We start from the raw sequence: 26,185 nt of genomic DNA on the forward strand, positions 1-26,185 counted from the left end.
CCTCTTACCTCATGCCCTAGACGGCGTGACCTTTTAGTCTTCGCTTCTTGACCTGTAAACCACTCGCCGACACTGCGACGGTTGAGTCCCCGCCTCCTCATGCTCGAAGTATTTTGCGCCGGAGGTAAGGAGATATGCGTAGCTAGTACCACGAGGCAGTTCAATGGCCTCAATCTCAAGCAAGTCCTCCATCTTCCACTTCCCCATTCCGTTCATGTGCCCTGGACTGACCAGTTGAACCTGCTGGATCCACCAGCTGTGAGATTCGGAAGCGGCCAGGTCTACGAGGTCTGGGACGGCATAGATGAGCAGTGTGGTGCAGCGGTCCCTCTCCCCGTCCAGATCCAGCGCAGTGACATGGAAGTATGGAAAGGAGGCGATGTACTCGACATAGCGCCATGAATGCCCCCCCTTTAGAAGGGATCCAGCAGGCACTTCAGCATGGTCAAAGGTGAGAAACATCTATGCGCTCCCTAAAATGCACATTATAACTGGTCGCCTTATAGTGTGCGTTGTCGCTTTATCGGTTCCTTTTGCAGGTACAGCAAATGGAACTGAATCTCGCAGTCGGAAAAGCTCTCAAGCGATCCCGTGCGGCGGCTGGCAAAACGCAGGTCGATTTCTCTGCAATCAGCAGTCGCACCTACATGAGTGCTCTGGAACGGGGCCTTCAATCACCTACCTTGGAAAAGCTTGCCGAGTTGTGTGAACTTTTGGGTACACACCCAGTGTCCCTGCTGGCGGCCGCCTACCTGATCAAGGATGGGATGACTGCGGACGAGTTTCTACAGACGGTGGCTGAGGAGCTCAAGGTTCTAGGATTTGATGCTTCTCAGGCGTGATCTGCGTTGCTGCCTTCATTAAGGTCCCCACCAGAGCAATATCCGATGCTTTGCAGGTGTGTCTCTGGTGCTAGAAGCGCATGAATCTGCAATCTGTTGCCTTACAAAGCACAATTACCTGGCGGCGCTTTGCGCTTTGCAAGGTGATCACTGTGTGCTGTGTGCTTGCCAACCACGGCATGGGCGTCTTGTTGACATGGTCAACATAGACTCCTAGCATGCCCGCAACACGGCCCCTCTTGGCCTCCAGTTTCTTGGAGGCTACTGAGGGGTTTTTTATGCCTGCGATTAGAGCGGCCACCACTGAAGCGGCCAATAGGGATACCGCGCGTACCTACTGGATGACGAGCAACACGCTAGCAATATCCGATAATCACCAGACCCGGATATTGCTCTATGCTGCGCCGAAAGCACTAATCTAGATGCACTTACCCAGGTTGACCATTTCCATGCCGCGGCATCCGCAACCGCTTTTCGAGACCTTCGATCGATTTCACGAGCTCAACTTTCTCAACCTCAATGGAGAGCTTCCCCTGGTTCGGGACTTTGTCCTGAGCTGTGCCGGCGGCTGAGGGCTATCGAGCGGTCCGCGGATTTCTCAAGTCCTACGCGGGCAACGAGGCCACCTACAACTCCTACAGGACTCATGTCGAGCGGCTACTTCTTTGGTCCCTGCTGGTGGCGGCCAAGCCCCTCGTCGATTTGCGTCGACGGGATGCCGAAATCTTCATGTAGTTCTGCCTCAACCCGCCAGCCGACTGGATCGGCCCTGTGGTGAAATCCCGCTTCTTGCGCGTCGGTGGCCGCAAGAAACTGAATACCGATACCTGTATCATCAATGAGCACTGGCGGCCGTTCAGTCATACGGTGGCCAAGCGCGAACGCAAGATCGCCGATGAAACCCTCGTCGCCCTTCCCCCCGCCCTTATCGTATGTCCCAAGGGTCAGTGACCCAGGTATTCGCCGTGTGCGGCAACACTATCATCTAAACAGCGGAGATCATGGCGATGGAAGACCCCATGCATGAACGCACGCTCGCTGACCGCCAATACCCCTGCCCCAACGGCCAATTCGGCCTATACCTAGAGCAGGGCCAAGACCTGCCACTCCGTATCCAATAATGATGAGCGCAAACATGACTTCGACCCTTGCGCGTACGCCGCTGCGTGTGGCGACCTGCCTCATCCTGGCCCTCAGCGCGTCCGCCCACGCCACCGAGAACGGCGTGGACAACATCGCGCCGGGAACCGATGGCTTCTTCACCCTGCCCCTGGACGTGGACAACCTGCCCGACCACCTGTTCGCCTTCGTTCTCTACTACAACCATTACAAAGCCAGAAAGCTGAACATCAGCTCCCAAGGAGGCGAGGTTCCCGGCGCCGAGATCACCTCGGATTCGATCACTGCGCGCCTGGACTACGTGAGCCCGCTGCGGGTCTTCGGGGGGCGGCTAGGAGGCTACGTCGCCGTACCCTACGTACGGCAGCGGGTCTCCGCATTTGGCCTGAACGACGAGCGGAAAAGCATCGGTGACACCACCTTGGCCCCGATCATCCTCTGGGACATGGGCAAGAACCTCACCCTGGGCGCCGCGCTGGAAATCACCATTCCCACCGGCGATTACGACCCCGGCCGGCTGGCCAACACCAGCAACAACTTCTACACGTACAAGCCGCTGTTTTCCTTCACCTTGCTACCCACGGAACGCACCGAACTGTCGCTGAAGGCTACCTACAGCTTCAACAAGGAAAACCACGACACTGACTATCGCTCTGGGCAGATCTTTCATTTCGACTATTCGGCCAGCTATCGGGTGGCCGAAAACCTGCGCCTGGGGCTGAATGGCTACTACCTCAAGCAGACCACCGACGACAAACAGCATGGACGATCCGTGCAGTTCCTCGGCGAGGATGTGGATGACGGCGTGCGCGGCCAGGTCTTCGCCATCGGCCCGGCACTGCACTACACCTTCCTCGAGTACTGCAGCGCCGAGATCCGCTGGGCCAAGGAGTTCGACGTGGAGAACCGCCCGGAGGGCGACATGCTGTGGGCTAAGCTCAGCATTCCGTTCGAGCTCTGACCTTCCGGAGAGGTCCGAAAGCTCAGGCAGGACACTGGGCTAGCGTAGCGTGCAGCGGACCTTCCCCCCACCCCCTAACCGGATACGGGTCAGCGCTCGACGATTTGCCTGCCCCGCCAGCAGGTCGCCGAATTGCAGCAGCACCGACTCGGACTGGATGGACCGCAGGGCCACCTGAGCATCCGCGCTCAGGAATCAGTTAGCGTTCCAGGTCGGCGGCATCGAGGATGCGAAGGTTCAGGGTCTTGAGCAGAGCGTAACTTTCACCGTGCCGACCGTGGCAGGTCGCGCAGGTGCCTGGATAGACATTTTTTGCCATGGGCTGCCCCGGCTTGACCACCGGCTCCTTGGCCATCTCCAACCGCTGGCGGGCATAGTGGCCGCAGCCCTCCTCCTCTTCGCTCAGTCGCTCACGGCCAGTTCAAAAAACCGGCAGCGCCGTCTTGACGCGGAGCCGCGAACGTGGTGGCACGGATGGCGTCATTCAGGCGTCGCCCAGCAACAATGTCGATGACAAATTCCTTTGGATCACCTCCACCAAAATGAAGGCGGGGGTAGTAGTGAATACCCACGCTGAACGGAGAACGGTCAGTTGATTTTGGAGGTCAGGGTGGAAGACTCGGAGCGACTGCGCCAGTACTACAGCGAACACACACTCGTGGTGATCATGACCCAGCTACGCGAGGACTGTCTGCATCCCGTGACACCGCTGTACGCAGAGTTCGACTATCCACGTCCGCCGAACCATGAGGAGTACATGGGATGGTTTGGTGTGCATGTGCAACTGCCATCAAACACGCCTGGCATTCGAAGCGAGCATCCTCGAGGTACCAGTGCGTGGCCACCATCCGGTACGGGCAGAGATGATCGTCAGTGAACTGGAGCGGCGAATGGCCCGTCTGCACCAATTCAGCGGCTTGGCCGCAGACGTGGCTAAGCGCATCCGCTTCGAAGTTGGAACATGCGATCGTGCCCAGTTTAGAAAGCGCTGCCGACGCCTTACACGTCACTTCTCGCACCCTGCGTCGGCGCCTCCAGACGGAAGCGCTCAGTTACCGCCAGATACTGACCGCTGTACGCATAGAGCTCGAGCCGTACTACGAGCTACAGGGCCTGAACCGAGAGAGCATTGCCTCTCGTCTGGGCTAATCGGACATCATCGTGTTTCTACGCGCCCGTAAGAGCTGGCAAGATTCCAATGCTAACTAAACATCCAGCTAGCCACTCAAGGGATCGATCGATTCGGTCTCGATTTTTAACATAACAGTCGTTGCGTTAAATATTCCACGCTGCTAGTCTCCCCTCCATCCGAGAGAAAACCTCAGAGGAGACAGCACCATGAACGACGCGCTACGCACGGCGTTTCAGGCAGACGGGGCGGTTCTGATCAAGGGCCTGCTGAACCAGGAGCAACTGACCCGTTGCCGGGCGGCGTTTGACTGGGCCTTGGAGAACCACGGTCCTCACGCGACCCGGATGTTCAATGGAACCGAGCAGCAATCCCATGTCGACAATGCCAATCCGCTGGCCAAGGAACGACTGGAAGAACTTGTGGCTTCCCTTCCGTTCGGCCAACTGTTCGCTGATCTCTGGGGTTCGGAGAATGTCTGGTACTTCGCCGAAGAGGTGTTCCTCAAGGCTGGCGGACATGGCTCCCGCACCCTCTGGCACCAGGACACCTCCTACCTACCCTGGGCCGGCAACCACTGGGGTAATGCCTGGATCAGCTTCGAGTCCGTTCCCCGGAAAAATGCGCTAGAGATCGTTCGCGGTTCTCATCGCGGCCCGCGCTACGACGGCACCACGTTCATCGACCCCAACGATCCGACCCAGCCTCTGCATGGCGGCGGCGCCCTGCCCCGTCTTCCGGACGTCGAAGCCGAGCGTCGACTGAACCCCGACGCCTTCGAGATACTCTCCTGGGCCACCGAGCCGGGTGACGTAGTGCTGCTTCACCCCGGCTCGCTCCACGGCGGCGCGCCAGTCGACGGGGATTTCCCGGACCGGCACACCTTCGTCTTCCGCTTCTTCGGCGACGACGCCACCTTCCACCCGCTACCGGAGAACAGCGATTCGGGCTACCCGAGACAAGGCGTCCTGTTCACCGAGCAGCTGTCGACCCTGAACGCCGGCGACCCCTTCCGCCACCCGACCTTCCGCCAAATCGTCTGAAAAGAGCGCCGCTAATGAATGCCCAGAACCTGAAGCGACAGTCCATCAATCCGCCACCCACCCAGGTGTTCTACGACAACTTCCACTTCTCCCAGGCCACCCGCGTGGGAGACATGATCTGGGTCTCCGGCCAGGTCGGAATCGACGCCACCATGACGCCGGGCAAGGATGTCGAGGAGCAGGCGCACCTGGCCTTCCAGGGCCTGAAGAATGTGCTCGAAGCGGCCGGCTCGACACTGGCCGACGTGGTCGAACTGATGACCTTCCACACCGAATTGCAGGGCGACATGCAGGCCTTCGCACAGGTCAAGGATCAGTACTTCCCCGATCGCTACCCATCCTGGACCGCCGTCGGAATCTCGCAACTAGCCCTGCCCGGGCTGCGCCTGGAGATCCGCGCGGTGGCCGTTGCCGGTTGCGGAAGCGACTGAGCCTCTCACTGAATCCCTGACAACAACCCACACAAGGACTTTCCATGGCCACCCTGACCGTCAGCTACCCCTTGACCGCCGAATCCCGTTTCGACCGCAACTACTACGTGACCACCCACCTGCCCCTTGCACAAGCCGCGTGGGGCGAGTTCGGCCTGCAATCGGCGGAAGTGCTTTTCCCGGCCTCAGGCTCGCAGCCCCTGGCTGCGCTGGCGATCCTGCGCTTCGCCGACCAGCCGGCCATCGATGCCGCCCTTACCTCGCCGAAGACGCTGGAAGTGCTCGGTGATATCGCCAAGTTCACCGACATCAAGCCGGTCATCTTCCGCGCCGACGACTAAGGCAAGCATCGTAGGGGTGGTTCCGCGCGTCATGCGGCTACCCCGGCGCTCCTGGAGTGCTTTATTCCAATAATTTCCCTATGCTGGGCCGCGCTCACCCGCCGTTGCAGCCGGGCAGCAATACTTCAAACTGACCTGACGATCTTCCAGAGCCCCCATGTCCGACGCCAAAACCCGCCCTCGAACCGAAACCCATCGCACGAGTGACAGCGAGTCCGAACCCGTCGCACGTCGGGGCCGGCCTGTCGGCGACCACAACGCCAAGCGCGCCGAACTGCTGGCTGCCGCGATCGCGGTGATTGCACGGGAAGGCTACGCCGGGGCCTCGATGCGCAAAGTAGCGCAGCACGCTGGCTGCACCACCGGCGCGGTGACGTACTACTTTGCCAACAAGGAAGAGATGGTCAGCGCCGTGGCGCAAAACCTGTTCGACAGGGTAGATGCCTTGCTGGAAACCAACCGCGAACGATTCGATATCAGGTCGCTCATCCGGCAATGGCTGGATTGGACCACTTCCGACGAGCCGGACAATTGGCTGGCCTGGCTGCAACTGCTGACCCACGCCCGTCACGAACCCGCCTTCGCCGTCGTCATAAAGCAGCGTTACGCACGCTTCCGCCAGGTATTCACCGCCGTGCTAGAGGAAGGCCAGGCCAAGGGCAAAATTCGCGACGATGTCCCGGCCGACCTGCTGGCCGACCAGGTCAGCGCCATCAGCGACGGCTGGCTGATGATGTTGCCGATCGAGCCTGAACGCTTCAGTGCGGAACGTGGCCAGGCCCTGCTCGATGCACTGATCACCCTGATTTCGCCGCCCGCCCCCACCAAGCGCCCGTCCAAGGGCAAGGCATCCGCGCAGTAATCCACTCGCTCACGGGCCCGCCGCAGGGCCCTTCGCCCTTCCCTCCCAAACCTTCCTTCGCTTAACCGCTCACGCCTCCTGAATGCGCGCCACGCCCCGAGGCTGGTGCCGGCTGCGCGTATCCGACGCGTTTTTCCTTGCACGATTTCGAAACTCCTGTATTTTGCGTAACACATGAAATAATAAATAAACCGCAACCAAGTGGTGAGGGCTAGGATGGACCTGCTAAACACGGCGCTGTCGCTGTCCAGAAAGGTAACTCCATCGTCTCAAGGCAAACGCGGAAAGCGTTTGCGCACGAGCCTGCTGGCAGGCTTCTGGATGGCCTTCACCGCGGTCCAGGCAACGGCGGGCGACGTCGTCAGGGTGCACAACTGGGCCGAGTACATAGACCCCGAAGTGATCGACGACTTCGAGCGGGATACCGGCATCCGGGTCGATTACAGCCAGTTCACCACCGCCGCCGAGCTGGAGGCTGACCTGGCAGCGGGGCAGCGTTACGACGTGATAGTCCCCACCGATTTCCAGCTCGAACGCATGATCAAGGCGAAGCAACTGCTCGAACTGGACCGGCAACTGTTGCCGAATCGAGCCGAAGTGAGCAGTGAACTGCTGGCCAGGCTGTCGTCGAAGAACCGCGCGGAACGCTTCGCCATGCCCTACATGTGGGGTGTCGCCGGACTGGTCGTCCATCAAAAGGCCGCTGCCCGGACATTGCAGGGGCCGGTGACGAACAGTTGGGGCCTGCTGTTCGACCCCGCCAACGCCAACAGCTTGAAATCCTGCGGCGCCGTCCTGCACAACGAGCCGGAACAGATGCTCTCGGTCTTCCTCAACTACCGGGGCAAGAACCTGCGTAGCCAGAGTGCACGGGGTATCGAGAAGGCCACGCGAGAACTCCATGACCTGGGTATTCCCCTGGGCCCGCCCGGTTTCGCCGACCTGGTGGAACAGTTGGCCCAGGGCCGTATCTGCGCAACCGTCACCTGGAACGGTATCGCCTCCATGGCCAATCAGAATGGCGAACTCCGTTTTCTGATTCCCCAGGAAGGCGGATTGATGTTCATCGACAGCCTGGCCATTCCGCGCGATGCCCCCAACAAGGCCGCGGCCTATCGCTTCATCAACCACCTGCTGGACCCGCGCAACGCCGCGCGCAATGCCAGGGCTACGCACTTCACGCCCAGCCTCGACCTGACCCGCGAGCCAAACCGGAGACTACTGCCGGACATCGCCCTTCCGAGCCAGGAGGAACGCCGACGCCTGTTCTTCCTGGAGCGACTGAGCGACTCACAGAAGCGCGCAGTCGATGCGGCATGGTCACAGTTGGATGGGCGAGACCGGATGTAGACCACCGGGAAAACGCTCCTGGCCGCAGAGTGCGGCACGCCCCCAGATTGCCACCCCGCCAGCGGGCCGGTACCGACCGTGGAGTCTCCGCGACCGGTAACCGGCAAGGCCCGCCGCGCCCGCGGCCAGGCACGCCGCGCGTTCTTTCTCGACACACACAGGTTCCACCAAGAGCGACAGACCCATGTTCAACTCCATGCCACTGACTCTGAAACTCTCTCTTCCGCCTACCGTCGCCCTGCTGGGCCTGCTGCTGTTCGTGGGTTACACCGCCGTGCAGCTGAACGACAACGACAATCGCCTGCTGGAACTGGAGACCCTGAGCTATCCGACGCTGGAGAGCGCGGATCGGGTGATCTTCCAGTTCGCTCGTGTTCCCGACCTGCTCAATGGAGCCGTCGCCGCCGGCGAACGGGAAACCCTCGAAGAGGCCCGCACCACGCTGGTGGACGTGCAGACCAGGTTGGCGGAGCTGAAGTCGTTAACCGACGGGCGAAACGGCAGGAGCGACGAGCTGCAGGACTGGACGAACGCCATAGAGCGCTACGCCGAGAACGCGCTTGCGACAACCGAACGGTTGCTCGTAGATGCCTCCTTCGATGAGGTTCGACCGAACCTGAACCGCATGGCCAGCGACCTCAGCCAGGCCCGGGAGGCGGGAGACCGCTTCCGCAATGATGTCTATACGGACTTCCAGACCGGCCTCACCCAGGTCCGGAAGGACAATGCCACGACCACGCGCGTCGGCTATCTGCTCAGCCTCATGTTGTTGCTGCTGGTGAGCCTCGGCGCCGTGCTGGTGATTCGCCAGGTCATGACCAACGTGCGGGGTGTCATCGCGTCGCTCAGGGCCATCGCCAGCGGCGACGGAGACCTGACACGCCACGTGAACGTCCAGTCCGACGATGAAATCGGCGAGATGATCAACCTGTTCAACGGTCTGCTGGACCGGCTGCAGGGCACCATTCGCGCCATCATCGAAACGGCCGATCCGCTGGAGCAGATGTCCAGGGAGCTGCATCGCCTGACCCAGGGGGCCGAAGAGAGCGCCCGTTCCCAGCAGGAACGCACGGACTCCATCAGCCGCGACATCGGTACCATGGCGGGCAGCATCCAGGAAGTGGCGCAGCGCTCGCGGCAAGCCTCCGAAGAGGCCAGCGCCGCCACCCGCCAGGCGGATGAGGCCCGACGGAACATCGACAACCTGTCCTCAAGTATCGGCGACCTCGGCAGCAGCGTGCTGGGTTCGGTGCAGGCGATGCAGAAACTGGACGAAGAGACCCAGCAGGTCGGCTCCGTGTTGACGGTGATCCGCAGCATCGCCGAGCAGACCAACCTCCTCGCACTCAATGCCGCCATCGAGGCAGCGCGCGCCGGCGAGCAGGGACGCGGCTTCGCCGTGGTGGCCGACGAAGTTCGCAACCTCGCGCAGAAGACCGCCGCGTCCACCGCGGAGATCCAGGCCATCATCCAGCGCCTGCAGAGCAGCGCCAATGGCGTCCTGCAGGCAATGACGCTGAATGGCGCCAAGGCCAGGGCCAGCATCGAAAGCTCCGACCAGGCCACGCGGACCCTGGAGGCGATCACCCGCGCCGTTCTCCTGATCGATGAGCTGAACGCGGGCATCGCCCAGTTCACCCAGAAGCAGATTGGACTCTCCCGCTCGATCCAGCAGGACACCGAAGCCCTGCAGCAGGACACCCAAGCCACGACCCAGGGGGCCGACGCCACCGCGCGCCTGGGCGAACAACTCGTGGATACCGGTGAGCAGCTGCGCTGCGCCACCGCCCAGTTCCGCATCTGACCTTTTCCAACCACACGAGCAGTAACAGCATGCAAGGCATTAGAACACTCGGTCTGGCCGGCCTCATCGCGAGCGCGCCGGCCATCGCCCTGGAACAGGGCGAATATCGATTCAATGGTTTCGGCAGCGCCGGCCTCACCTACCTGGGGGGAGAGGACGGCGGACGCGGCTATGGCATCAACGGCCAGACCACCGATTCCTGGCGCGGGGACCAGCTCTCCAAGCTGGGCGCCCAATTCCAGTACGGACTGACCGACACGCTGGGCGCTACCGTCCAGGCCACCGCCAAGGCGGAGCAGGACACCTGGAAAGCGAACCTGGAATGGGCCTACCTCTCCTGGGCCGCCACCGACGGCCTGACCCTGCGCGCGGGCCGCTTGCGCCTGCCGGTGTACATGTACTCGGAAACACTGGACGTGGGCTTCACCCACCCCTGGGTCCGACTGCCCGACGAGGTCTACAGCCAGGTACAGCTGAGCAACTACGAAGGCGGCGACCTCCTCTACAGCCTGCCCGTCGGCATCGGTTCCCTGGCGTTCCAGGTAGCTGGGGGCCAGGCGGTCAACCGCAACCTGTTCACCCTGGATGACCTCTACGACATCGACTACAAGAAGGTCTTCGCCGCCAACGTCACTCTGGAAACCAACGACTTCGGTGCCTTGCGCGTGGGCTACGCCGAGGCCGACATCGACGCCGACATCACCACTTCGGTCATCGTCCCCGGCGGTGTGCCGGCCAGCGTCGGCTTCAAGCAATTGGAACGACAGAAGGCCAAGTTCACCTCTATCGGTTACCAGTACGACAATGGGACCTGGATCACCTCCAACGAATGGACCAGCAACAACAGCGAGGCGGACCAGGAAGGCAGCATCGACGCGTTCTACCTAATGGGCGGTCGTCGCATAGGTGACGTGCTGCTCCACGTCACCTACGCACAACTGGATGAAGACAATGGCCGCCAGAGCTCCTGGACCTATGGCCTGAACTACAACCTGGCGCCGACTCTCATCCTCAAGGGCGAGTACAAGCGGGTGGACACCCGGGGCGGTTACCGCGGCGTGTTCGTGGAGAACGCCCAGGAAACTTTTGACCACGCACTCTTCACCGCGAGCAACGGCGCAGCAGGCGTGCCCAGGCGCAACTACGACGGCGACATCCTCAGTGTCGGCATCGACTTCGTGTTCTAAGGAGCACCTCCATGAAACGCTGCATCATCGCCCTGCTCGCCTCCGCCCTGGCGACGGCCTCGACCCTTGCCCAGGCCGAGGTCGTCGTCATCCTCAACGCCAGCGCCAGTGCATCTCCCAGCCAGTCGGACGTGGCCAACATCTTCCTGGGCAAGGACACCAGCCTCAAAGGTATCGATCAGAAAGGCTGGAGCCCCACCAAGGAGAAGTTCTACAGCGCCGTCACCAGCAAGAACGAATCGCAGCTCAAATCGTATTGGTCCGGCCTGGTGTTCACCGGCAAGGGCCAGCCGCTGCGAAGCGTCGCCAATGACGCCGCAGTGGTGGCGCTGGTCGCTGAAGAATCGAACGCCATCGGCTATGTCGACAGAAGCGCCGTCAACGACAAGGTAAAGGTGCTCCTCACCCTGCCCTGACGCCGTCCGCCTCCAAATACCGCCGCGGCAAACCCGGTGTTCGCCACGGCGGCTGTCCACCCGCGACCCCAACCCGTTTTACGACAGCCTGCCATTCTTCTCTTTGCACATGACTCGTTGTGAGTTAATTTACATAACACCAGTTATTCAAATTAAAACAACAGAGTTGACCGAGACGAAGATGGATTCAGACAACAATGAGCTGTCACTGTCGGCGCGCCAGCGGCGCCTGCTCTTGCAGGCGCTTGGAAGCGCGACGCTGGTGGGTGGAATGGCCCTGGCCGGCCGGTCCATGGCCCAGGACGCTTCAGCGCGACAGGACGATGTCCTTGACGTGGCGATCATCGGTGGAGGGTTGGCCGGCCTGACCGCCGCACGGGATCTGCAGCGCGCTGGCTGCGAGTCCTTCGTGGTACTGGAGGCCCGGGACCGCGTGGGCGGGCGCACCTACAACCACGACCTGGGCGACGGTGTCATCTCCGAGGCCGGCGGGCAATGGATCGGCCCGGGCCAGACCGCCATCTTCGACCTGGCCCGCGAGTTGGAAGTCGAGACCTTCCCCACCTACTACCAGGGCAGGAACGTCTACCTGGTGGGTGGCGCCAAGTATGAGCAAGACCTCTCCAGCGGCCAGAACAGCCACGCCCCGGTCGTCATGAAACTCGATGAATTGGCGCGGCGCGTTCCCAGCAGGGAACCCTGGACCGCGACCGACGCAGCCGCCATCGACAAGCTGTCGGTCGGCCAGTGGCTGGACCAGCAGGGCATCGGCAATGAAGGGCGGTTGAGCTTCGACGCCTCCATCGGCCTCACCACGGGAACGCCGCCCTCCAATCTGTCGCTGCTGCACTATCTCTCGCTGATCAACTCCGCCGACAGCAGCATGGAGAAGCTCGAGGGCTTCAAGGGCGGCGCCCAGGAAACCCGCTTCGTTGGTGGCTCCCAGGTCCTTTGCACCCGGATGCGGGAGGCCCTGGGCGACAAGGTGCGGCTGTCCAGTCCCGTGCGCAAGATCGTCGGCTGGGATCGCGAGGTCGTCGAAATCCATACCGACCGGGGCCTCATCCGTGCGCGCCAGGTCATCGCCGCGCTGCACCCGGCGCTGTGCAACCAGATCGTCTTCGAACCCGCGCTGCCCGAGGGCCGCGCACAGTTGCAACGCCTTTGGCCGGCCCATGCGCCGATGCGCAAGACCGTGCATGTCTACGATCGGCCGTTCTGGCGCGAAAAGGGCCTCAACGGGCAGATCACCCAGGCCGATGGTCCGGTGATCCTTTCCTACGACAACTCCCCGCCGGACGGACGTGTCGGCATACTCGCCACCTTTGTCAGAACCGCCCAACTGCCCCATGACGCCAAGCGCGCAGAGAGCATTCTCTCGGGCATCTTCGCCCAGGCCCTAGGGGACCAAGCGTTGCATCCCAAGCAGTTCCACGACTACGACTGGGGCAAGGCCGACCCCTGGACCCTGACCTGCGTCGCGTCCATCCCCCCCGGGTTCCTGACGAAATGGGGCCATTACCTGAAACCCGCGGTGGGTCGCCTAATCTGGTCGGGTACCGAAACCGCCGACATCTGGGCCAGCTCAATGGACGGCGCGGTGCGCTCGGGACACAGGGCGGCACTGGAAGCCCTGCAAGCGCTTGCCAAGGCACGGAGGAGCGCCTGATGAAACGTGCCACCGTACTTGGGGTAGCCATCGCGGCGGCGGCGCTGATGGCCCTCGCCACCAACCTAGGCCATGAACCCTGGAGCGCCCAACGCTTCTCGATCTTCGGAACCCTTCGCTCCGGACGCCTGGCCGTCCTCCAAGCGCTCCAATCACTTAGCTTCGCAATGAAACGACCCTTTCTTATCGGCACCACGGTGATCACGGCTGGCCTCGCGGCGGCAGCCACCCTGCTGGGTCCGGAGTTGCTGACGGGCTATCGATTCATGGATGCCCTGGATGGCTACTACAGCGACTACGAGGCCAACGGAGGGCCCTGGCCGCAGATTCAGGATTCCTGCGCGCTCTGCCACGGCGTCAGGGGACAGCCCCGTGACGGGCAGTACGCAGCCCTGGCCGGCCAGCCAGCGCCCTATATCGAGTCCCAGTTGCACGCCTTCGCCCAGGGTCGCCGCCACAGCGCGCAGATGGGGCCACTGGCCGCGAGCCTGACCGATGCCCAGATCAAGTCCCTGGCGGACTACTTCTCCAGGCAGACGCCGGAAACCACGGAGGCACCGGGCCAGGATGCAGCACTGGCGAAACAGGGGAAAGTCGTTGTCGCCGCCAGAGGATGCATTGCCTGCCACGGAGAAAACCTCTCCGGTGGTCCCCTCGGCCCACGCATCGCCGGACAGGGCGAAGGCTATCTTCTCGACCAGTTGCAGGCCTTCAAGCAGGGACAGCGCCAAGACCCTACCCAGGCCATGAACGCCATGGCCGGCTTGCTCTCGGAAGACGAACTCAAGGCCACGGTCCACTACCTCTCCAGCCTGGCGCCGAAATCGACCGCCAGGTAATCCGCTGCCAGCCAAGGTGGGCAAGGACGCTCACCACCACCGCCGTACCTCCTCCAAAATTGCACTGAGCGTCCATCGGCATGGCTTGGTGCGCGCAGCGCACTCTATGAGCGAGCGCGAAGTGTAAGGCCGGGGCGCCGCATCAGCGGTATGACGCGACACTGGGGGTATTGGCGAATACCCATTAAGAGGCATTCACCTCGTCGAGCCCTGTCTGTGAGTCTGATGCCGCCAAACGGCACCACTTCACAGGAAACGCTATGACGACAAGAACAACAAATAGCTGGCGGCAACCCGTACTGCTGCCCCTCGTTACACTGTTCCTGGCCTCCCAGGTCCAGGCCGTGAACTTCGACATCGGGGAGATTCAGGGGAGTTTCGACAGTTCGCTGTCCGTCGGCACCAGTTGGGCGACGCGCGATCCGGATAAGGACTTCATTGGCGTTGCCAACGGCGGCACGTCATCGACGACCACGGCCGATGATGGCCGACTGAACTTCAAGAAGCACGAGGTGATCTCCAGCATCTTCAAGGGCGTCCACGACCTCGAACTGAAGTACGGTGATTCCGGCCTTTTCGTCCGCGGCAAGTACTGGTACGACTTCGAACTGAAGGATGGCCACCAGCACCTCTACGACATTGACGACCACGGCCGTGCACGCAGCGCCAAGGCTTCCGGTGCAGAGTTCCTCGACGCCTTCGTCTATACCGGCTACGAGATCAATGACCTGGCTGGCACGGTGCGCCTTGGCAAGCAGGTGGTCAGCTGGGGGGAGAACCTGTTCATTCGTGGCGTCAATCAGATCAACCCTGTCGACGTCGCGGCCTTCCGCCGCCCAGGTGCGGAGATCAAGGAAGGGCTGATCCCTGTCAACATGTTCTATGTTGCCCAGGACCTGAGCGACAGCTTATCTATGGAGGCTTTCTACCAGCTGGAGTGGGCCAAGACGGTCATCGACAACTGCGGCACCTTTTACTCCAGTACTGATGTCGCCGCCGATGGTTGCAACGATAGGAACCTGATCTTCGGCAGCGATTTCGATCCCGCTAACGCCATATTCCTGCCACGCCTTAAAGACCGCGACGCCAGTGACACCGGCCAGTACGGGGTGGCCCTGCGTTGGTTCGTCCCGCAGCTGAACGACAGCGAGATCGGCATCTATGCCATGAATCTGCACAGCAGATTGCCGGTATACAGCCTGGTCAACAGCGCTGTGCTGGACCCGGCCGACCCGGCCTTCGATCCCAACTTGATCGGTAACACGCCCAACACCGGTTACTTCATCGAATACCCCGAAGATATGCGCCTGTATGGTCTGAGCTTCCAGACCACCCTGGGCGCCACTGCGGTTACCGGTGAGATCAGTTATCGGCCGAACATGCCTCTGGCGCTCAATAGCACCGACCTGACCTTCGCAGCCCTCGGTCTGGACTCGATCCTCGGCCCAACGAGCCCGGAGGTGATACAGGACGGTCCCCTCACCCCCGGCGCCGACCTGGCCGGCTACAAGCGCATGCCGGTCACTCAATTCCAACTCGGTGCTGTCCACTTGATCGAGCAGGTCGCAGGTGCGCAACGCCTCGCTCTCGCGGGCGAGGTGGCCTACAACCGAATCAACGGCCTGGAGAGTGGTCCGGGTGAGCTGCGCTTCGGCCGCGACTCCATCTATGGCTACGGTGAGGTCGCAACGCCTGGCGTGTGCGAGACCGTGCTCAACCCAGACAATCCGCGCTTCTGCAACGGGCACGGTTACTTCACCAGCAGCTCATGGGGCTATCGCCTGGCCGCCAGCCTTGAGTACAGCAACGTCTTCGCCGGCATCAACCTCATTCCCGAGATTGCCTGGTCCCATGATGTCGACGGTTACGGCCCCAACTTCAATGAGGGTTCCAAGTCGGCGTACCTGGCGCTTAACGCCAACTACCTGAACCGTTATGGCGCTTCGCTCTCCTACGTCGATTTCTTCGACGGGCGATACAACCCCAACACCGATCGTGACTACGTCGCTGTCAGTTTCAGCGCCAGCTTCTAATTCAAGGATAACGCCATGAAAAAGCACTTTTGGTCGCCCGCGTACGTCCTGGCCATAGCCCTATCGACCGCCTCTGCAAGCGCTGCCGACCTTATCGGCCTCACGCCTCTGGGGGCTGAAAAGATCGGCAATCAGGAGGGCACTATCCCGGCCTGGACCGGCGGATTGCCGACCGATGCGGCGAGCGTCGATGACAGGGGCTTCCAGGCAAACCCCTTCACCGGGGAAAAGCCACTGTTCGTCATCACCGCGGAAAGCGCCGAGAAATACCGCCAGAACCTGAGCGAAGGCCAACTGGCAATGCTGCGCCGCTATCCGCAAACCTATCGCTTGCCGGTCTACCCGCCCCACCGCACCCTGGCCCTACCACAACGCATGTACGATGCCGCTGCGACCAATGCCAAAGTCGTCCGACTCGGCGCCGATGGTCTGAGCATCGAGAATTTCACCACTGGCCACTATCCCTTCCCGCAGCCCAGGACCGGTACGGAAGTAATCTGGAACCACCAGACCCGCTACCTCGGTGGCAACTTCCGACGCTGGATCACCCAGGCCACCCCCCAGGTAAACGGCCAGTACACCATGGTCCACCTCGAGGAAGAGGTCGTCGAACCGGCCCTGGCGGAGGGCATCGACCCGCAGCGCGCGCGCAATCTGCTGCAGTTGTTCAAGCAAACGGTCACGTCCCCCGCGCGCATGGCCGGCAACGTGTTGCTCGTCCATGAGACTCTGGACCAGGTGAAGGAGCCGCGCCTGGCCTGGGTCTACAACGCCGGTCAGCGCCGCGTAAGACGCGCGCCCCAGGTCGCTTACGACGGGCCAGGCACCGCCTCCGATGGCCTGCGCACCACCGATAACCACGACATGTTCAACGGCGCGATGGATCGCTATGACTGGAAGCTTCTGGGCAAGCGCGAGATGTACATCCCCTACAACAGCTACGAGCTGGACTCGCCTGCGCTCAGATACGACGAAGTCATCAAGCCTGGGCACATCAACCAGGACTTGACCCGTTATGAGCTGCACCGGGTCTGGGTGGTCGAGGCCACCCTGCGCGAAGGACAGCGCAACATCTACGCCAAGCGCGTGTTCTACGTGGACGAGGATAGCTGGCAAATTGCCTTGTCTGAGCACTACGACGGTCGTGGCCAGCTCTGGCGTGTCGGCGAGGGCCATGCCAAGCACTACTTCAACCAACAGCACATGGGCTACACGCTCGAAGTGCTGTACGACCTGCTCGCCGGCCGCTATGTCGCGCTGGGCATGAAGAACGAGGAAGATCGCAGCATGGAGTATGGGTTCACGGCAAGAATGAGCGACTTCACGCCTTCGGCGCTGCGCAAGAGCGGGGTCCGTTGAGACTTTACCCGTCCGGGGCGGAACGCCCTGGACGGAACTCAGGATCAAGCAACTCCAGATGAATGACGAGTGGAAGCATTGCCGCTCGGCGCGTTTCTCCTGAAGCACGTGTCGGGATGGTGGTATGAATGCTGTCATCAGGACTTTCTCACACCCTCTCAACCAGGAATCAGGCGAGCAGAAAACATGACCCATCCTGACGAAGTATCGAAGGCGCCCGGCCTGCTTGTGCGCCCTCGCCTATTGGAGAGCCTGGATTCTGATCGACGCATTCGCCTGCTTTGCGCTCCGGCGGGGTTCGGCAAGAGCGAACTGGCCCGACAGTTCGCTACACGTCTGCCTCATTGCCCAGTGGTGTGGCTCGACCTGCACAGTGCTGAGAAAAGCCTTGAGAATCTCCGTACCCAGTTCGCCGAGGCCCTGGACCTCGATGAACTGTCGCCATCGGTGGAAGAAGTACTGAAGCACCGGAAACAGGGCCTTGTCGTGCTGGATGGCTACTGCCCGGAGAAAACCACGGACAAATGGCTCGAGCATCTGTTCGAGCACTGCCCAACCACACTCCAGTGGCTGGTCTGCACACGTCGACTTCCCTCCTGGAGAGTCGGCAGGTGGCTGTTGGCCGACGAACTCACCCTGCTGGGTGCAGAGGAACTGGCGCTGACCGAAGCCGAGATAAAGCTGCTGCTCTCTCAGCTGAAGCTGAACCGACGTATCTCCGCAGTGGAACTACAGCGACAGAGCGACGGATGGATAGCAGGCATCAGTCTGCACCTGTTGTCTCTGCGGTCGGGAGTCGACAGGCCCTTCGGCCTGCTACATCGCAATTCACTGGTAGAGGATTATCTTGACAGCGAAGTCCTGGAGCACCTGCCGAAGGAGATGCTCTCTCTTCTGCGCGTCATCGCCCATGCGCCATTCGTCGACGGCCCGCTCTGCGCATTCCTGGCCGATGATCCCATGGCCTTGCGCAAGCTGCGTAGCGAGCAGGTTTTCCTGCGTCGTCTACCGGGCTCCACGGACCACTTCACTCTGTTCGCACCGCTCAAACGACTTCTGCAAGAGCGCTATCCCGACCAGGCCCCTCCCTTGCTCGCCGCTAGCCAATGGCTGCACCTGGCCGGCGCCCACGTCGAAGCCTTCCGCTACGCGCTGGCCATCCCGGACGCCTCACGCGGGCTGGTCTCAATGGGCCAGATCGCCACACGGGAGCTGCTCATCGGGCAGAACCTGAACTACCTCCTGGAAGGTATCGATCAGCTCGGCATCGCCTGGATCGAGCAGAACCCGCAAGCTCTGGAAGTCGTTTCCAGGGCCCTGCTGCTAGGGGGACGCCTGGAACAGGCCGAGCGCACCATCCAGCTCATCGCAGAGCAAGACTTCGACCTGCACCTTGCCCTGAGCGCCGAGCTGGCTCTGCATCAGGGGCACGCGCAGGAGGCGCAGAGAATTGGATGCCGAGCTCTGGACCGCCTCGCTAGAAATGAGCGCTGGGCGCAGATGATTCTCTGCTTCTCGTGCCTGACGCGTGCCAGCCTGACCATGGGTGACGTCGTGACGGCCAAGCGCCTTCAACACCAAGGTATCGAGCTTTCCCGCCGCAAGGGAGAAACGCTGTTCGAGTGCCTGCTGATACTGGACGAAGTGCTGATCGAGGAACTGGCCGGCAATCTGCCTCGGGCCCTGCAGGCCCTGGACCAATTCGATCAACTATTGGTCCAGGGCCCGGGCTCGGCACTCCTGCAAGGTGCGGCGTTGATCCGGCGCGGCTGGCTCCTGATCCTGACGGGACAAGAGCGGCAGGCTCGCGAGGCCTTGGAAGAAGGTCTGTTGCTCTCCTGTGCAAGCCGTAATCCGGTGGCTTGCCACGCCCCGGCGATACTTGCGCAGCTCGATGCCAACAATGGCGACTTCGCAACTGCACAACAGCGACTAGCGGATGCGCAACGACTGATGCACTCCTGGAACGTTGCCGAAGTGATTTACAGAGGCGTCCTCGACCTGTGCACCGCCAGGATCTGGATGAAGGCCAACCACTACGAATCGGCATCCCGATTGCTCTCCCGCGTACGTGAGCAGTACGAAGGTGAGCATGCCCTCACACCGCCCAGTGCCTACCCCGACCTTTACGCCCTGGCGGGTTTCCTTCAAGCAGAAGTCCTGTGCTCCCGGGGTTCTTTCGGCGAGGCCAACACGCTGCTCGACCAACTGCTGCAACGCGCCGAGGGCAATGCTTTCAATATCATCGTCTGCCAGGCCCAGCATGCCTTGGCTGAAGTTGTCCGCCTGAGGGGGGATCTGCACAAGGCAGAACGGCTCCTGGCCTCGGCTGCCGCCATGGCCATAAGCCAAGGCCAACACAACCTGCTCATGGGAACCCATCTGGAAGCCATGGGGTCCAGCCTGCAAGCGGGGCCGGTCGCAGACTTGCAGACGGCCCCAGCGCCGGAGGTCGAGCTGCTGAGCCGGCGCGAGTTGGCAGTACTCAGCCTGATCGCCAAGGGCTACTCCAACTTCGAGATCGCAAAAATCCTCTCGCTCTCCCCTTACACCGTCAAAACCCATGCCAAGCACATCAATTCAAAGCTGAAAGTCAGCAGCCGGACGATGGCGACGGCCCGTGCGAAAGCCCTTGGGCTTCTGCTCTGACCCAACGGAATCGACTTCGCCGACACGCCTGAGCTCGGCCATCGTGTCGGGCAACCGCATCGCGGACGCCCTGGCCAACTACCCCAACTCGCTTATCACGGGCTGTCGCACGCCGTCGCCCAAGGGCGTCGACACGGCTCAGAAAGATGCTCCATCACAGCGCACCCGACTGACGGCCTGAACATCCTCCTGCCGGACTACTACGCCTCTCCGAAGCCGGAAAGAACGACGGCCCCCGGCCGGCGCCAGCGTGATGCCCCCCAGACCGGCACTGCAGGGGGGTAATGGCAAATACCCACTTGGAGGCATTCACCTCGCCAGGTCATGTCTGGGAGTCTGGCTCCACCCCGACAAATAAATAGAAGGAGACACCTCATGCTCATCGATCAATCGATTCGCGAAGCCTTTCGCAACGACGGCGCCGTCCTCATCGAGAACTGCCTCGACCAAACGGAACTGGCGCAGTGCTACGAGGCGTTCAAGTGGAATGTCGCCAACCCGGGGCCGTACAAGTTCCAGGCGCTCGACGGGACCAAGCTGCAGACCCACATCGACAACGCCAACCCGGCCGTCAAGGACAAGTACGATGACCTGGTGATGTCGCTCCCGTTCGGCAAGCTGTTCCAGGAGCTCTGGGGCTCGGAGCATGTCTGGTACTTCGCCGAGGAAGTGTTCGCCAAGGAAGGAGGCAAGAGCGGTCGCGGACCGTGGCACCAGGACACCGCGAACCTGCCCTGGGCCGGGGAGCACTGGGGCAATGCCTGGATCACCTTCCACAAGATCCCCAAGAAGAACTCCCTGGAGATCGTGCGTGGTTCACACCGCGGCATCCAGTACGACGGGGCCAGCTTCGCCAATGCAGAGGATCCGACTGACCCGCTCTACGGTGACGGCTCCCTGCCCCGCCTGCCGCACATCGACAAAGACCTCGCAGAAGACCCCAACGCCTGGGACGTCCTTTCGTGGCCGATCACGCCGGGTGATGTCGTCTTGCTTCACCCACACTCGCTACACGGGGGGGCCGCCGTCGATGCCGACTGCCCGGACCGCCACACGCTGGTGCTGCGCTTCTTCGGTGACGACGCCAGGTTCCGCTGCCTGCCGACATCGAACCCGAAATACGCACGCAACGGCGTCCTTTTCTCCGAAGAGATGGCCAAGCTCAACGAGGGCGAACCGTTCCGCTCGCCCATCTTCCGCCAGATCATCTGACTGAACATCGCAAGGAGTATCTCGACCATGAGTCGACAGATGATCAACCCGCCACACACCCAGGAACTCTACGACCGGCTTCACTTCTCACAAGCGACCCGTGTCGGTGATCTGATCTGGGCCTCCGGCCAGGTGGGAGTCGATCGGCTCACGCAGGCCGTGGGTGAAGGGATGGAGGCCCAGGCCAGGCTGGCGTTCGACAACGTGAAAAGCGTCCTCGAAGCTGCGGGCGCCAGCATGGCCGACATAGTCGAGCTGATGACTTTCCATACCGATCTCCGGGGCGACATCCAGGAATTCATCAAGGTCAAGGATGAGTTCATCCCCGAGCGATTTCCCTCGTGGACAGGTATCGGCGTCAGCCAGCTCGCCCGCCCCGAGTTCCTGATAGAAATCCGCGTCGTCGCGGTGGCCGGCAGCGGTACCGACTGATGCTGCCCTATGAGGCAGCCGCTGAGTAACGCTTTTACGCACTGACGCCATTGCTGGCGCCTCAACGTCCGCAACCGCGCGTCAGTGCAGCTTCATCAAGAAGACAACAGAACAAATACAAAACGCTGATGGAGACGAACATGAATCGCTTTGACGGCCCGGAGCAATCCGCCCCCCCCGAATACCCGCTGAACCTGACGGCGCGCCTCGACCGCCTGCCGGTAATGGCCACTCACTATGTCTGGGCTCTGTTACTCGCGGCCAACCTTATGCTGGAGTACTACGACAACGCCATCTTCGCCTACTCGATACCGACCATCAAAACGCACACCAACCTGAGCCTGGAGCAGATCGGCGTCATCAGCAGCGCCTTCTTCGTGGGAATGGTCATCGGAGCGCTGGTGGGAGGAAGGCTCTCGGACAAGTGGGGACGCCGTTCGGTCCTCGTCTGGTCCACTGTCCTCTACTCCTTGGGAGCACTGGCGACAGCGTTCGCACCGAACTTCGAGATCATGCTGATCTCCCGTGTGGTTACGGGTATCGGCGTACAAGCGGCCACATCGGTCCTGCTTGTGTACATCGCAGAGATGTTTCCGAGCAAGGCACGTGGCCGCTTCGTGTCCATCGTGACACTGGGGTTCGTGGTCTCCGGAGTGGGGGCGGCGGCACTCGCCATGTTTGTTCTACCCCATGGGGGCCCCAATGCCTGGCGCTACCTGCTCATCGCAGGCAGTGTCGGTCTGCTGATCGCTCCCATTGTGCGTTTCGTCCTGCCGGAATCGGTCCGCTGGTATATCTCGCGAGGGCAGATCGACAGCGCCGAGAGGATCGTCCGCAAGCTGGAAGCACGAGCCTTGCGCAACGGCCCGCTGAGCGAACCACAGGTAGTGAACCTGGAAAGGATCAAGGAGCCTTCACTACCGCAGCTCCTGAGAAACAAGGCAGTGCTGCGCACCATGGCCGTCGTCACCCTGGGCTATTTCGGCTCGAGCTTGGCCTACTACCTGTTTGCGAACTGGGGTGTCTACGCACTCATCCATGGCCTCCAATACTCCGAGGGCGATGCATACCAGACCATGTTCGTCTGGAACTTGGTCTATTGCGTCACACCGTTCCTCACCTACCTGTTCCTGGACCGGTTCGAGCGCAAGACAACCATCCTCGCCACCTCCATCCTCAGCGCGATACCGCTCGTGCTGCTCGGTCTCTCGACCAACAGCTCGGTGGTCATAATCGCAGGCGGGGCTACTGCCATCATTACCGGGCTCGTCGTCAACGCCTACTACACCTATATCCCAGAAACCATTCCCACCCAATTGCGTGCCCTGGGCAGCGGGATCGTGATGTCCGGCGGCCGGTTCGGCGGGGCCGCCTCCGGTGTCCTGGGCGCAACGCTCTTCTCCGCCGGGGGTATCGAGAGCGTGATGCTCACCGCAGCGGCCTGCTACATCATCTTCGCCATCCCCGTCGTCCTCTATGGGCCTCGTACCACGAAGCGTTCACTCGACCTGGTCACTGGCCAGGAGCTCGGCGCTATCAACGGTTCGCAGCCGGGCTCTGGAGCAAGCAGAACACGGGCCCCCCACCTGCCTGTCTCAAGAGGGAAACTTTCATGACCGATCTGTACGTCGCTGCGCTGCCTGAGGCCGCGCTCGCCAGCGTGACCGTGGCCTGGGCAGTGTGGCCAGGCAAAGCGTACACGCTGAAACATTCAAAAGAGGCAGAATGATGACCCGACTCGATGACAAGTATCGAACCCTCGGCGGATGGGAAGAGAAGCCGAAGGACCTGCAGCCGGATCTCGTGGGCAACGTCACCGCAGATGTGGTGATCGTTGGCGCTGGGCTGGCCGGGCTTTGCGCAGCCCTGGAGCTGGCCAGGCAAGGCGCCCGCGTGGTCGTCCTCGAACGTGAGTTCGCCGGCTTCGGCGCGAGCGGTCGCAACGCGGGCTATCTGGCTGGCGGGCAAGGGCTCGGATACGAGTTCTTCCTCAAGAAGATCGGCACCGAAAAAGCGAGACAGGTCGTCCAATTCTACGAGGAAGGCGTCGCTTTCGCCGAAGCGAAGTTCAAAGAGTACGAGATCGACTGCGACTACCTTCAGTCGGGGTTGATCCGTGCAGGCATCGACCCCTCCCAGGAAAGGCGGTTGCGCGAAAACATGCAGATCGGCGCCGAGCTCGGCTGCGCTTCGGAGTTTCTGGATCAGGCCGATATGCGCGCGCGCGGCATCCCGCCAGCGTTCCTGTTCGGTAGCTACGTGCCACGCGGCGGCACGCTCAATCCAGGCAAGTACGTCCTGGGACTGCGGCGTGCGGCGATTCGGGCGGGCGTGAAACTCCACGAGAACACGCCACTGCTGTCATACACCGAAGGTCCGGTCATCAAGGTGAACACTCCGCGCGGTAGCGCGAGCGCTCCGCTGCTGATCTTCGCCACCAACGCCTATACGCCGCAGCTCGGTCTGCTCGCCAACAAGGTGGTGCCGTTGCGGGTCTCCGCAATCGAGACGGAACCTCTTTCGTCGGTGCAATTGGCGGCACTGGGCTGGCCAGGACGCGAAGGCATCACGACCGCGCACTGGACCATGGAAAGTCACCGCTTGACGGCCCGCAATACGCTCGTGTCGACCACCAAGCGGCTGCGCTACGCCTACGGTTCAAAGACACCGAGTGAGCCTGAGCACCGTCACTACCAAGCGCTGAGGGCTGCTTTGCATGAACGCTTCCCGACCTTGAAGGGCATCCCCATCAGGAGCTGCTGGAGCGGCTACATCAGTTTTGCCAACGATACGTTGCCCGTCATCGGCACAACCGGGGCCAATCGGAACATCTACTACGCCGCAGGATGTTCCGGTCATGGTCTCGGCACCCAGGGTCTAGTCGGACACATGCTCGCCGAGCGGATTGGAGGCATCGAGAACCCACTGCTGACGATGCTGATGCACCACGAAACGCCATCGACATTGCCCGAGCCGCTGCGCTGGTGTGCCGTCAACGGGGCATTTGCCGCGGCCAACCGCATGGACGAACGCCTCAATCGCAAAGTGCGCACCGCCTGAGCGGTGCTCGCCCCTCATCTCCTCTCCACCTAGAGAAACTCACATGACAGATCTGTACGACGTCGCCGTGATCGGTGCCGGTTTTGCCGGTGTGACCGCGGCCCGCGACCTGAGCATCGCAGGCCACTCGGTGATGCTGCTCGAAGCACGCGAGCGCATCGGCGGACGCACCCATCTGGGTGAAGCATTCGGCCGCCCGCTGGAGCTGGGCGGCACTTACGTACACTGGACCCAGGCGCATGTCTGGCGTGAACTCACGCGCTACGGTATCGGCCTGGTGACACCCCTGTCGATTGCCAAAGCCTACTGGCTGGCCGATGGCGAGGTGCACTGCGGAACCCCGGCTGAATTCACCCGGTTGACCGACCCGCTCATCACCCGGTGCTTCGCCGATGCACGTGCGCACTTTCCACGGGTGGACCGCATCGAAGCCTGCAACGTTAGCGCGGTTGACCAGCAAACAATCGGCGACCGGATCGACTCGATGAACCTTTCCGCCTATGACCGTGATCTCCTGGTCAACGTAATGGCGACGCTAATCTGCTCCGAGAGCGAACAGGGGCTTGCCCAGTTCCTGCTCTGGAGCGCGATCTATTTCGGCGACTGGAAAGCCTTCATGGAAGTGGCCGGGCACTGGCCGATCGAGGGTGGAACCGGGCGACTGCTCAACGCGATGGCCGCCGACTCGAAGGCCGAGCTCCTCCTGAGCACGCCGGTGACTGCGGTCGAGGACAACGGGGACCAAGTCATAGTGACCACCCGTGACGGGCAGCGTATCCGGGCGCGGCATGCCGTCGTGGCACTCCCTCTCAACACCCTGGACGACGTCTCCATCGAACCGCCGCTTGCTCAACCTGTGCGTGCCATGATCGAGCAGAAACACCCGATCAAGCCCAGCAAGATCTGGGCGAGGGTCAAGGGCGAGATCGAGGCCTTTCTCGCCCACGCCCCGGTCGGCAAGCATCCTATAAGTACCGCCCGGGCCGAATGGCGCCACAATGGCGACACGCTAGTGGTGTGCTTCTGCTCGGATGCGTCGGCACTCGATGGCAATGACCCTGAGGCCGTGCAACGCGCACTGCGGGTCTTCGTCCCGGATATCGAAGTGCTGGAAACCGCTTGGCATGACTGGGCAAGCGATCCCTTCTCACAAGGCGGATGGGTTCATCACCGGCCTGGCAACCTGACCCAGGTGGTTCCACAGATGCGAAGGCCCCACGGCCGAATCCATTTCGCAGGCGGGGACATCGCGGCGATAGGTGTCGGAGGTATCGAGGGTGCCATCGAGACTGGCGCCAAGGCTGCCTGTGACATTGCTCGCGCATTGGGTAGCGCAGACCATTGACCGGACCTGTTGTCGATGGGACTGGCGTAGTGTAAGGCCGCCGTCCCATCGCATCCCCGCATGGGGCTTCACAAAAGAATTGCCAGTTCAGGAAGAAATTCG

22 protein-coding genes and 2 pseudogenes are annotated in these 26,185 nt (G+C 61.8%); 22 read left to right on the forward strand and 2 right to left on the reverse strand.

Going from position 1 to position 26,185, the window contains the following annotated elements:
- Positions 1–33 precede the first annotated feature (33 nt).
- Positions 34–462 (reverse strand): hypothetical protein, encoded by a 429-nt coding sequence (locus tag G559_RS0111265; RefSeq protein WP_028628314.1) that lies wholly within the window; start codon positions 460–462, stop codon positions 34–36.
- Between the two features lie 86 nt (positions 463–548).
- Between G559_RS0111265 and G559_RS0111270 the strand changes: the two genes are divergently transcribed.
- From G559_RS0111270 to G559_RS0111290, 3 genes and pseudogenes are all read left to right on the forward strand, one after another.
- A complete protein-coding gene (locus tag G559_RS0111270; protein WP_028628315.1) occupies positions 549–842 on the forward strand; it encodes a helix-turn-helix domain-containing protein in 294 nt (97 codons plus the stop codon).
- 449 nt (positions 843–1,291) lie between these two features.
- A pseudogene (locus G559_RS31325) lies at positions 1,292–1,819 on the forward strand (site-specific integrase); the annotation flags it as partial.
- A gap of 158 nt (positions 1,820–1,977) precedes the next feature.
- A complete protein-coding gene (locus tag G559_RS0111290) occupies positions 1,978–2,922 on the forward strand; it encodes a SphA family protein (protein ID WP_028628317.1) in 945 nt (314 codons plus the stop codon).
- Positions 2,923–2,961: 39 nt separating this feature from the next.
- Here G559_RS0111290 and G559_RS31255 read toward each other — a convergent pair.
- Positions 2,962–3,114 (reverse strand): annotated as a pseudogene (locus G559_RS31255) (hypothetical protein); the annotation flags it as partial.
- Between the two features lie 400 nt (positions 3,115–3,514).
- On the opposite strand from G559_RS31255, the gene G559_RS31260 reads away from it, so the two are divergent.
- From G559_RS31260 to G559_RS0111395, 19 genes are all read left to right on the forward strand, one after another.
- Entirely contained in the window at positions 3,515–3,799 is a 285-nt protein-coding gene (locus tag G559_RS31260) for an AraC family transcriptional regulator ligand-binding domain-containing protein (protein WP_155945714.1), read from the forward strand.
- Positions 3,800–4,260: 461 nt separating this feature from the next.
- Positions 4,261–5,094 (forward strand): phytanoyl-CoA dioxygenase family protein, encoded by an 834-nt coding sequence (locus G559_RS0111300; protein WP_028628318.1) that lies wholly within the window; start codon positions 4,261–4,263, stop codon positions 5,092–5,094.
- Between the two features lie 14 nt (positions 5,095–5,108).
- Positions 5,109–5,525, forward strand: coding sequence for a RidA family protein (locus G559_RS0111305; protein ID WP_028628319.1), 417 nt, complete (start codon positions 5,109–5,111; stop codon positions 5,523–5,525).
- A gap of 44 nt (positions 5,526–5,569) precedes the next feature.
- The gene (locus G559_RS0111310) at positions 5,570–5,866 is read left to right on the forward strand and encodes an EthD family reductase (protein WP_028628320.1); all 297 of its coding nucleotides are present in this window, start codon (positions 5,570–5,572) and stop codon (positions 5,864–5,866) included.
- Positions 5,867–6,023: 157 nt separating this feature from the next.
- Positions 6,024–6,728, forward strand: a complete 705-nt coding sequence (locus G559_RS0111315) for a TetR/AcrR family transcriptional regulator (protein WP_028628321.1) — start codon at positions 6,024–6,026, stop codon at positions 6,726–6,728.
- Between the two features lie 291 nt (positions 6,729–7,019).
- The gene (locus G559_RS0111320; RefSeq protein WP_051246580.1) at positions 7,020–8,078 is read left to right on the forward strand and encodes an extracellular solute-binding protein; all 1,059 of its coding nucleotides are present in this window, start codon (positions 7,020–7,022) and stop codon (positions 8,076–8,078) included.
- A gap of 184 nt (positions 8,079–8,262) precedes the next feature.
- Positions 8,263–9,882, forward strand: coding sequence for a methyl-accepting chemotaxis protein (locus tag G559_RS0111325; protein WP_028628323.1), 1,620 nt, complete (start codon positions 8,263–8,265; stop codon positions 9,880–9,882).
- Between the two features lie 29 nt (positions 9,883–9,911).
- Complete coding sequence (locus tag G559_RS0111330; protein ID WP_028628324.1) at positions 9,912–11,069, forward strand: hypothetical protein; 1,158 nt, start codon at positions 9,912–9,914, stop codon at positions 11,067–11,069.
- 11 nt (positions 11,070–11,080) lie between these two features.
- A complete protein-coding gene (locus G559_RS0111335; RefSeq protein WP_028628325.1) occupies positions 11,081–11,485 on the forward strand; it encodes a hypothetical protein in 405 nt (134 codons plus the stop codon).
- Positions 11,486–11,666: 181 nt separating this feature from the next.
- Positions 11,667–13,154: a flavin monoamine oxidase family protein gene (locus tag G559_RS0111340; RefSeq protein ID WP_028628326.1), complete on the forward strand. Its 1,488-nt coding sequence runs from the start codon at positions 11,667–11,669 to the stop codon at positions 13,152–13,154.
- The gene (locus tag G559_RS0111345) at positions 13,154–13,993 is read left to right on the forward strand and encodes a c-type cytochrome (RefSeq protein ID WP_245586495.1); all 840 of its coding nucleotides are present in this window, start codon (positions 13,154–13,156) and stop codon (positions 13,991–13,993) included. The genes G559_RS0111340 and G559_RS0111345 overlap by 1 nt, the downstream gene beginning before the upstream one ends.
- A 260-nt stretch (positions 13,994–14,253) precedes the next feature.
- Entirely contained in the window at positions 14,254–16,026 is a 1,773-nt protein-coding gene (locus G559_RS0111350; protein WP_036997305.1) for a DUF1302 domain-containing protein, read from the forward strand.
- Positions 16,027–16,041: 15 nt separating this feature from the next.
- The gene (locus G559_RS0111355; RefSeq protein ID WP_028628329.1) at positions 16,042–17,385 is read left to right on the forward strand and encodes a DUF1329 domain-containing protein; all 1,344 of its coding nucleotides are present in this window, start codon (positions 16,042–16,044) and stop codon (positions 17,383–17,385) included.
- 69 nt (positions 17,386–17,454) lie between these two features.
- Positions 17,455–20,034, forward strand: coding sequence for a LuxR C-terminal-related transcriptional regulator (locus G559_RS0111365; RefSeq protein ID WP_155945715.1), 2,580 nt, complete (start codon positions 17,455–17,457; stop codon positions 20,032–20,034).
- A 375-nt stretch (positions 20,035–20,409) separates the two neighbouring features.
- Positions 20,410–21,246 carry a phytanoyl-CoA dioxygenase family protein gene (locus tag G559_RS0111370; RefSeq protein WP_028628332.1) on the forward strand — a complete coding sequence of 279 codons (837 nt, stop codon included), beginning with the start codon at positions 20,410–20,412 and terminating at the stop codon, positions 21,244–21,246.
- Positions 21,247–21,273: 27 nt separating this feature from the next.
- Positions 21,274–21,678, forward strand: a complete 405-nt coding sequence (locus G559_RS0111375; protein ID WP_028628333.1) for a RidA family protein — start codon at positions 21,274–21,276, stop codon at positions 21,676–21,678.
- Positions 21,679–21,818: 140 nt separating this feature from the next.
- Positions 21,819–23,294, forward strand: coding sequence for an MFS transporter (locus G559_RS28875; RefSeq protein WP_081668032.1), 1,476 nt, complete (start codon positions 21,819–21,821; stop codon positions 23,292–23,294).
- Positions 23,295–23,406: 112 nt separating this feature from the next.
- Positions 23,407–24,738, forward strand: a complete 1,332-nt coding sequence (locus G559_RS0111390; RefSeq protein ID WP_028628334.1) for an NAD(P)/FAD-dependent oxidoreductase — start codon at positions 23,407–23,409, stop codon at positions 24,736–24,738.
- Between the two features lie 43 nt (positions 24,739–24,781).
- On the forward strand, positions 24,782–26,083 hold the full coding sequence (locus tag G559_RS0111395) for a flavin monoamine oxidase family protein (RefSeq protein ID WP_028628335.1): 1,302 nt from the start codon (positions 24,782–24,784) through the stop codon (positions 26,081–26,083).
- Positions 26,084–26,185: the final 102 nt, after the last annotated feature.

The organism is Metapseudomonas resinovorans DSM 21078 (assembly GCF_000423545.1).
Classification (GTDB): domain Bacteria; phylum Pseudomonadota; class Gammaproteobacteria; order Pseudomonadales; family Pseudomonadaceae; genus Metapseudomonas; species Metapseudomonas resinovorans.

Coding starts and splice junctions, on each gene's coding strand:
- G559_RS0111265 (WP_028628314.1), bottom strand. CDS start 462: ATGTTTCTCACCTTTGACCATGCTGAAGTGCCTGCTGGATCCCTTCTA.
- G559_RS0111270 (WP_028628315.1), top strand. CDS start 549: ATGGAACTGAATCTCGCAGTCGGAAAAGCTCTCAAGCGATCCCGTGCG.
- G559_RS0111290 (WP_028628317.1), top strand. CDS start 1,978: ATGACTTCGACCCTTGCGCGTACGCCGCTGCGTGTGGCGACCTGCCTC.
- G559_RS0111300 (WP_028628318.1), top strand. CDS start 4,261: ATGAACGACGCGCTACGCACGGCGTTTCAGGCAGACGGGGCGGTTCTG.
- G559_RS0111305 (WP_028628319.1), top strand. CDS start 5,109: ATGAATGCCCAGAACCTGAAGCGACAGTCCATCAATCCGCCACCCACC.
- G559_RS0111310 (WP_028628320.1), top strand. CDS start 5,570: ATGGCCACCCTGACCGTCAGCTACCCCTTGACCGCCGAATCCCGTTTC.
- G559_RS0111315 (WP_028628321.1), top strand. CDS start 6,024: ATGTCCGACGCCAAAACCCGCCCTCGAACCGAAACCCATCGCACGAGT.
- G559_RS0111325 (WP_028628323.1), top strand. CDS start 8,263: ATGTTCAACTCCATGCCACTGACTCTGAAACTCTCTCTTCCGCCTACC.
- G559_RS0111330 (WP_028628324.1), top strand. CDS start 9,912: ATGCAAGGCATTAGAACACTCGGTCTGGCCGGCCTCATCGCGAGCGCG.
- G559_RS0111335 (WP_028628325.1), top strand. CDS start 11,081: ATGAAACGCTGCATCATCGCCCTGCTCGCCTCCGCCCTGGCGACGGCC.
- G559_RS0111340 (WP_028628326.1), top strand. CDS start 11,667: ATGGATTCAGACAACAATGAGCTGTCACTGTCGGCGCGCCAGCGGCGC.
- G559_RS0111345 (WP_245586495.1), top strand. CDS start 13,154: ATGAAACGTGCCACCGTACTTGGGGTAGCCATCGCGGCGGCGGCGCTG.
- G559_RS0111350 (WP_036997305.1), top strand. CDS start 14,254: ATGACGACAAGAACAACAAATAGCTGGCGGCAACCCGTACTGCTGCCC.
- G559_RS0111355 (WP_028628329.1), top strand. CDS start 16,042: ATGAAAAAGCACTTTTGGTCGCCCGCGTACGTCCTGGCCATAGCCCTA.
- G559_RS0111370 (WP_028628332.1), top strand. CDS start 20,410: ATGCTCATCGATCAATCGATTCGCGAAGCCTTTCGCAACGACGGCGCC.
- G559_RS0111375 (WP_028628333.1), top strand. CDS start 21,274: ATGAGTCGACAGATGATCAACCCGCCACACACCCAGGAACTCTACGAC.
- G559_RS28875 (WP_081668032.1), top strand. CDS start 21,819: ATGAATCGCTTTGACGGCCCGGAGCAATCCGCCCCCCCCGAATACCCG.
- G559_RS0111390 (WP_028628334.1), top strand. CDS start 23,407: ATGACCCGACTCGATGACAAGTATCGAACCCTCGGCGGATGGGAAGAG.
- G559_RS0111395 (WP_028628335.1), top strand. CDS start 24,782: ATGACAGATCTGTACGACGTCGCCGTGATCGGTGCCGGTTTTGCCGGT.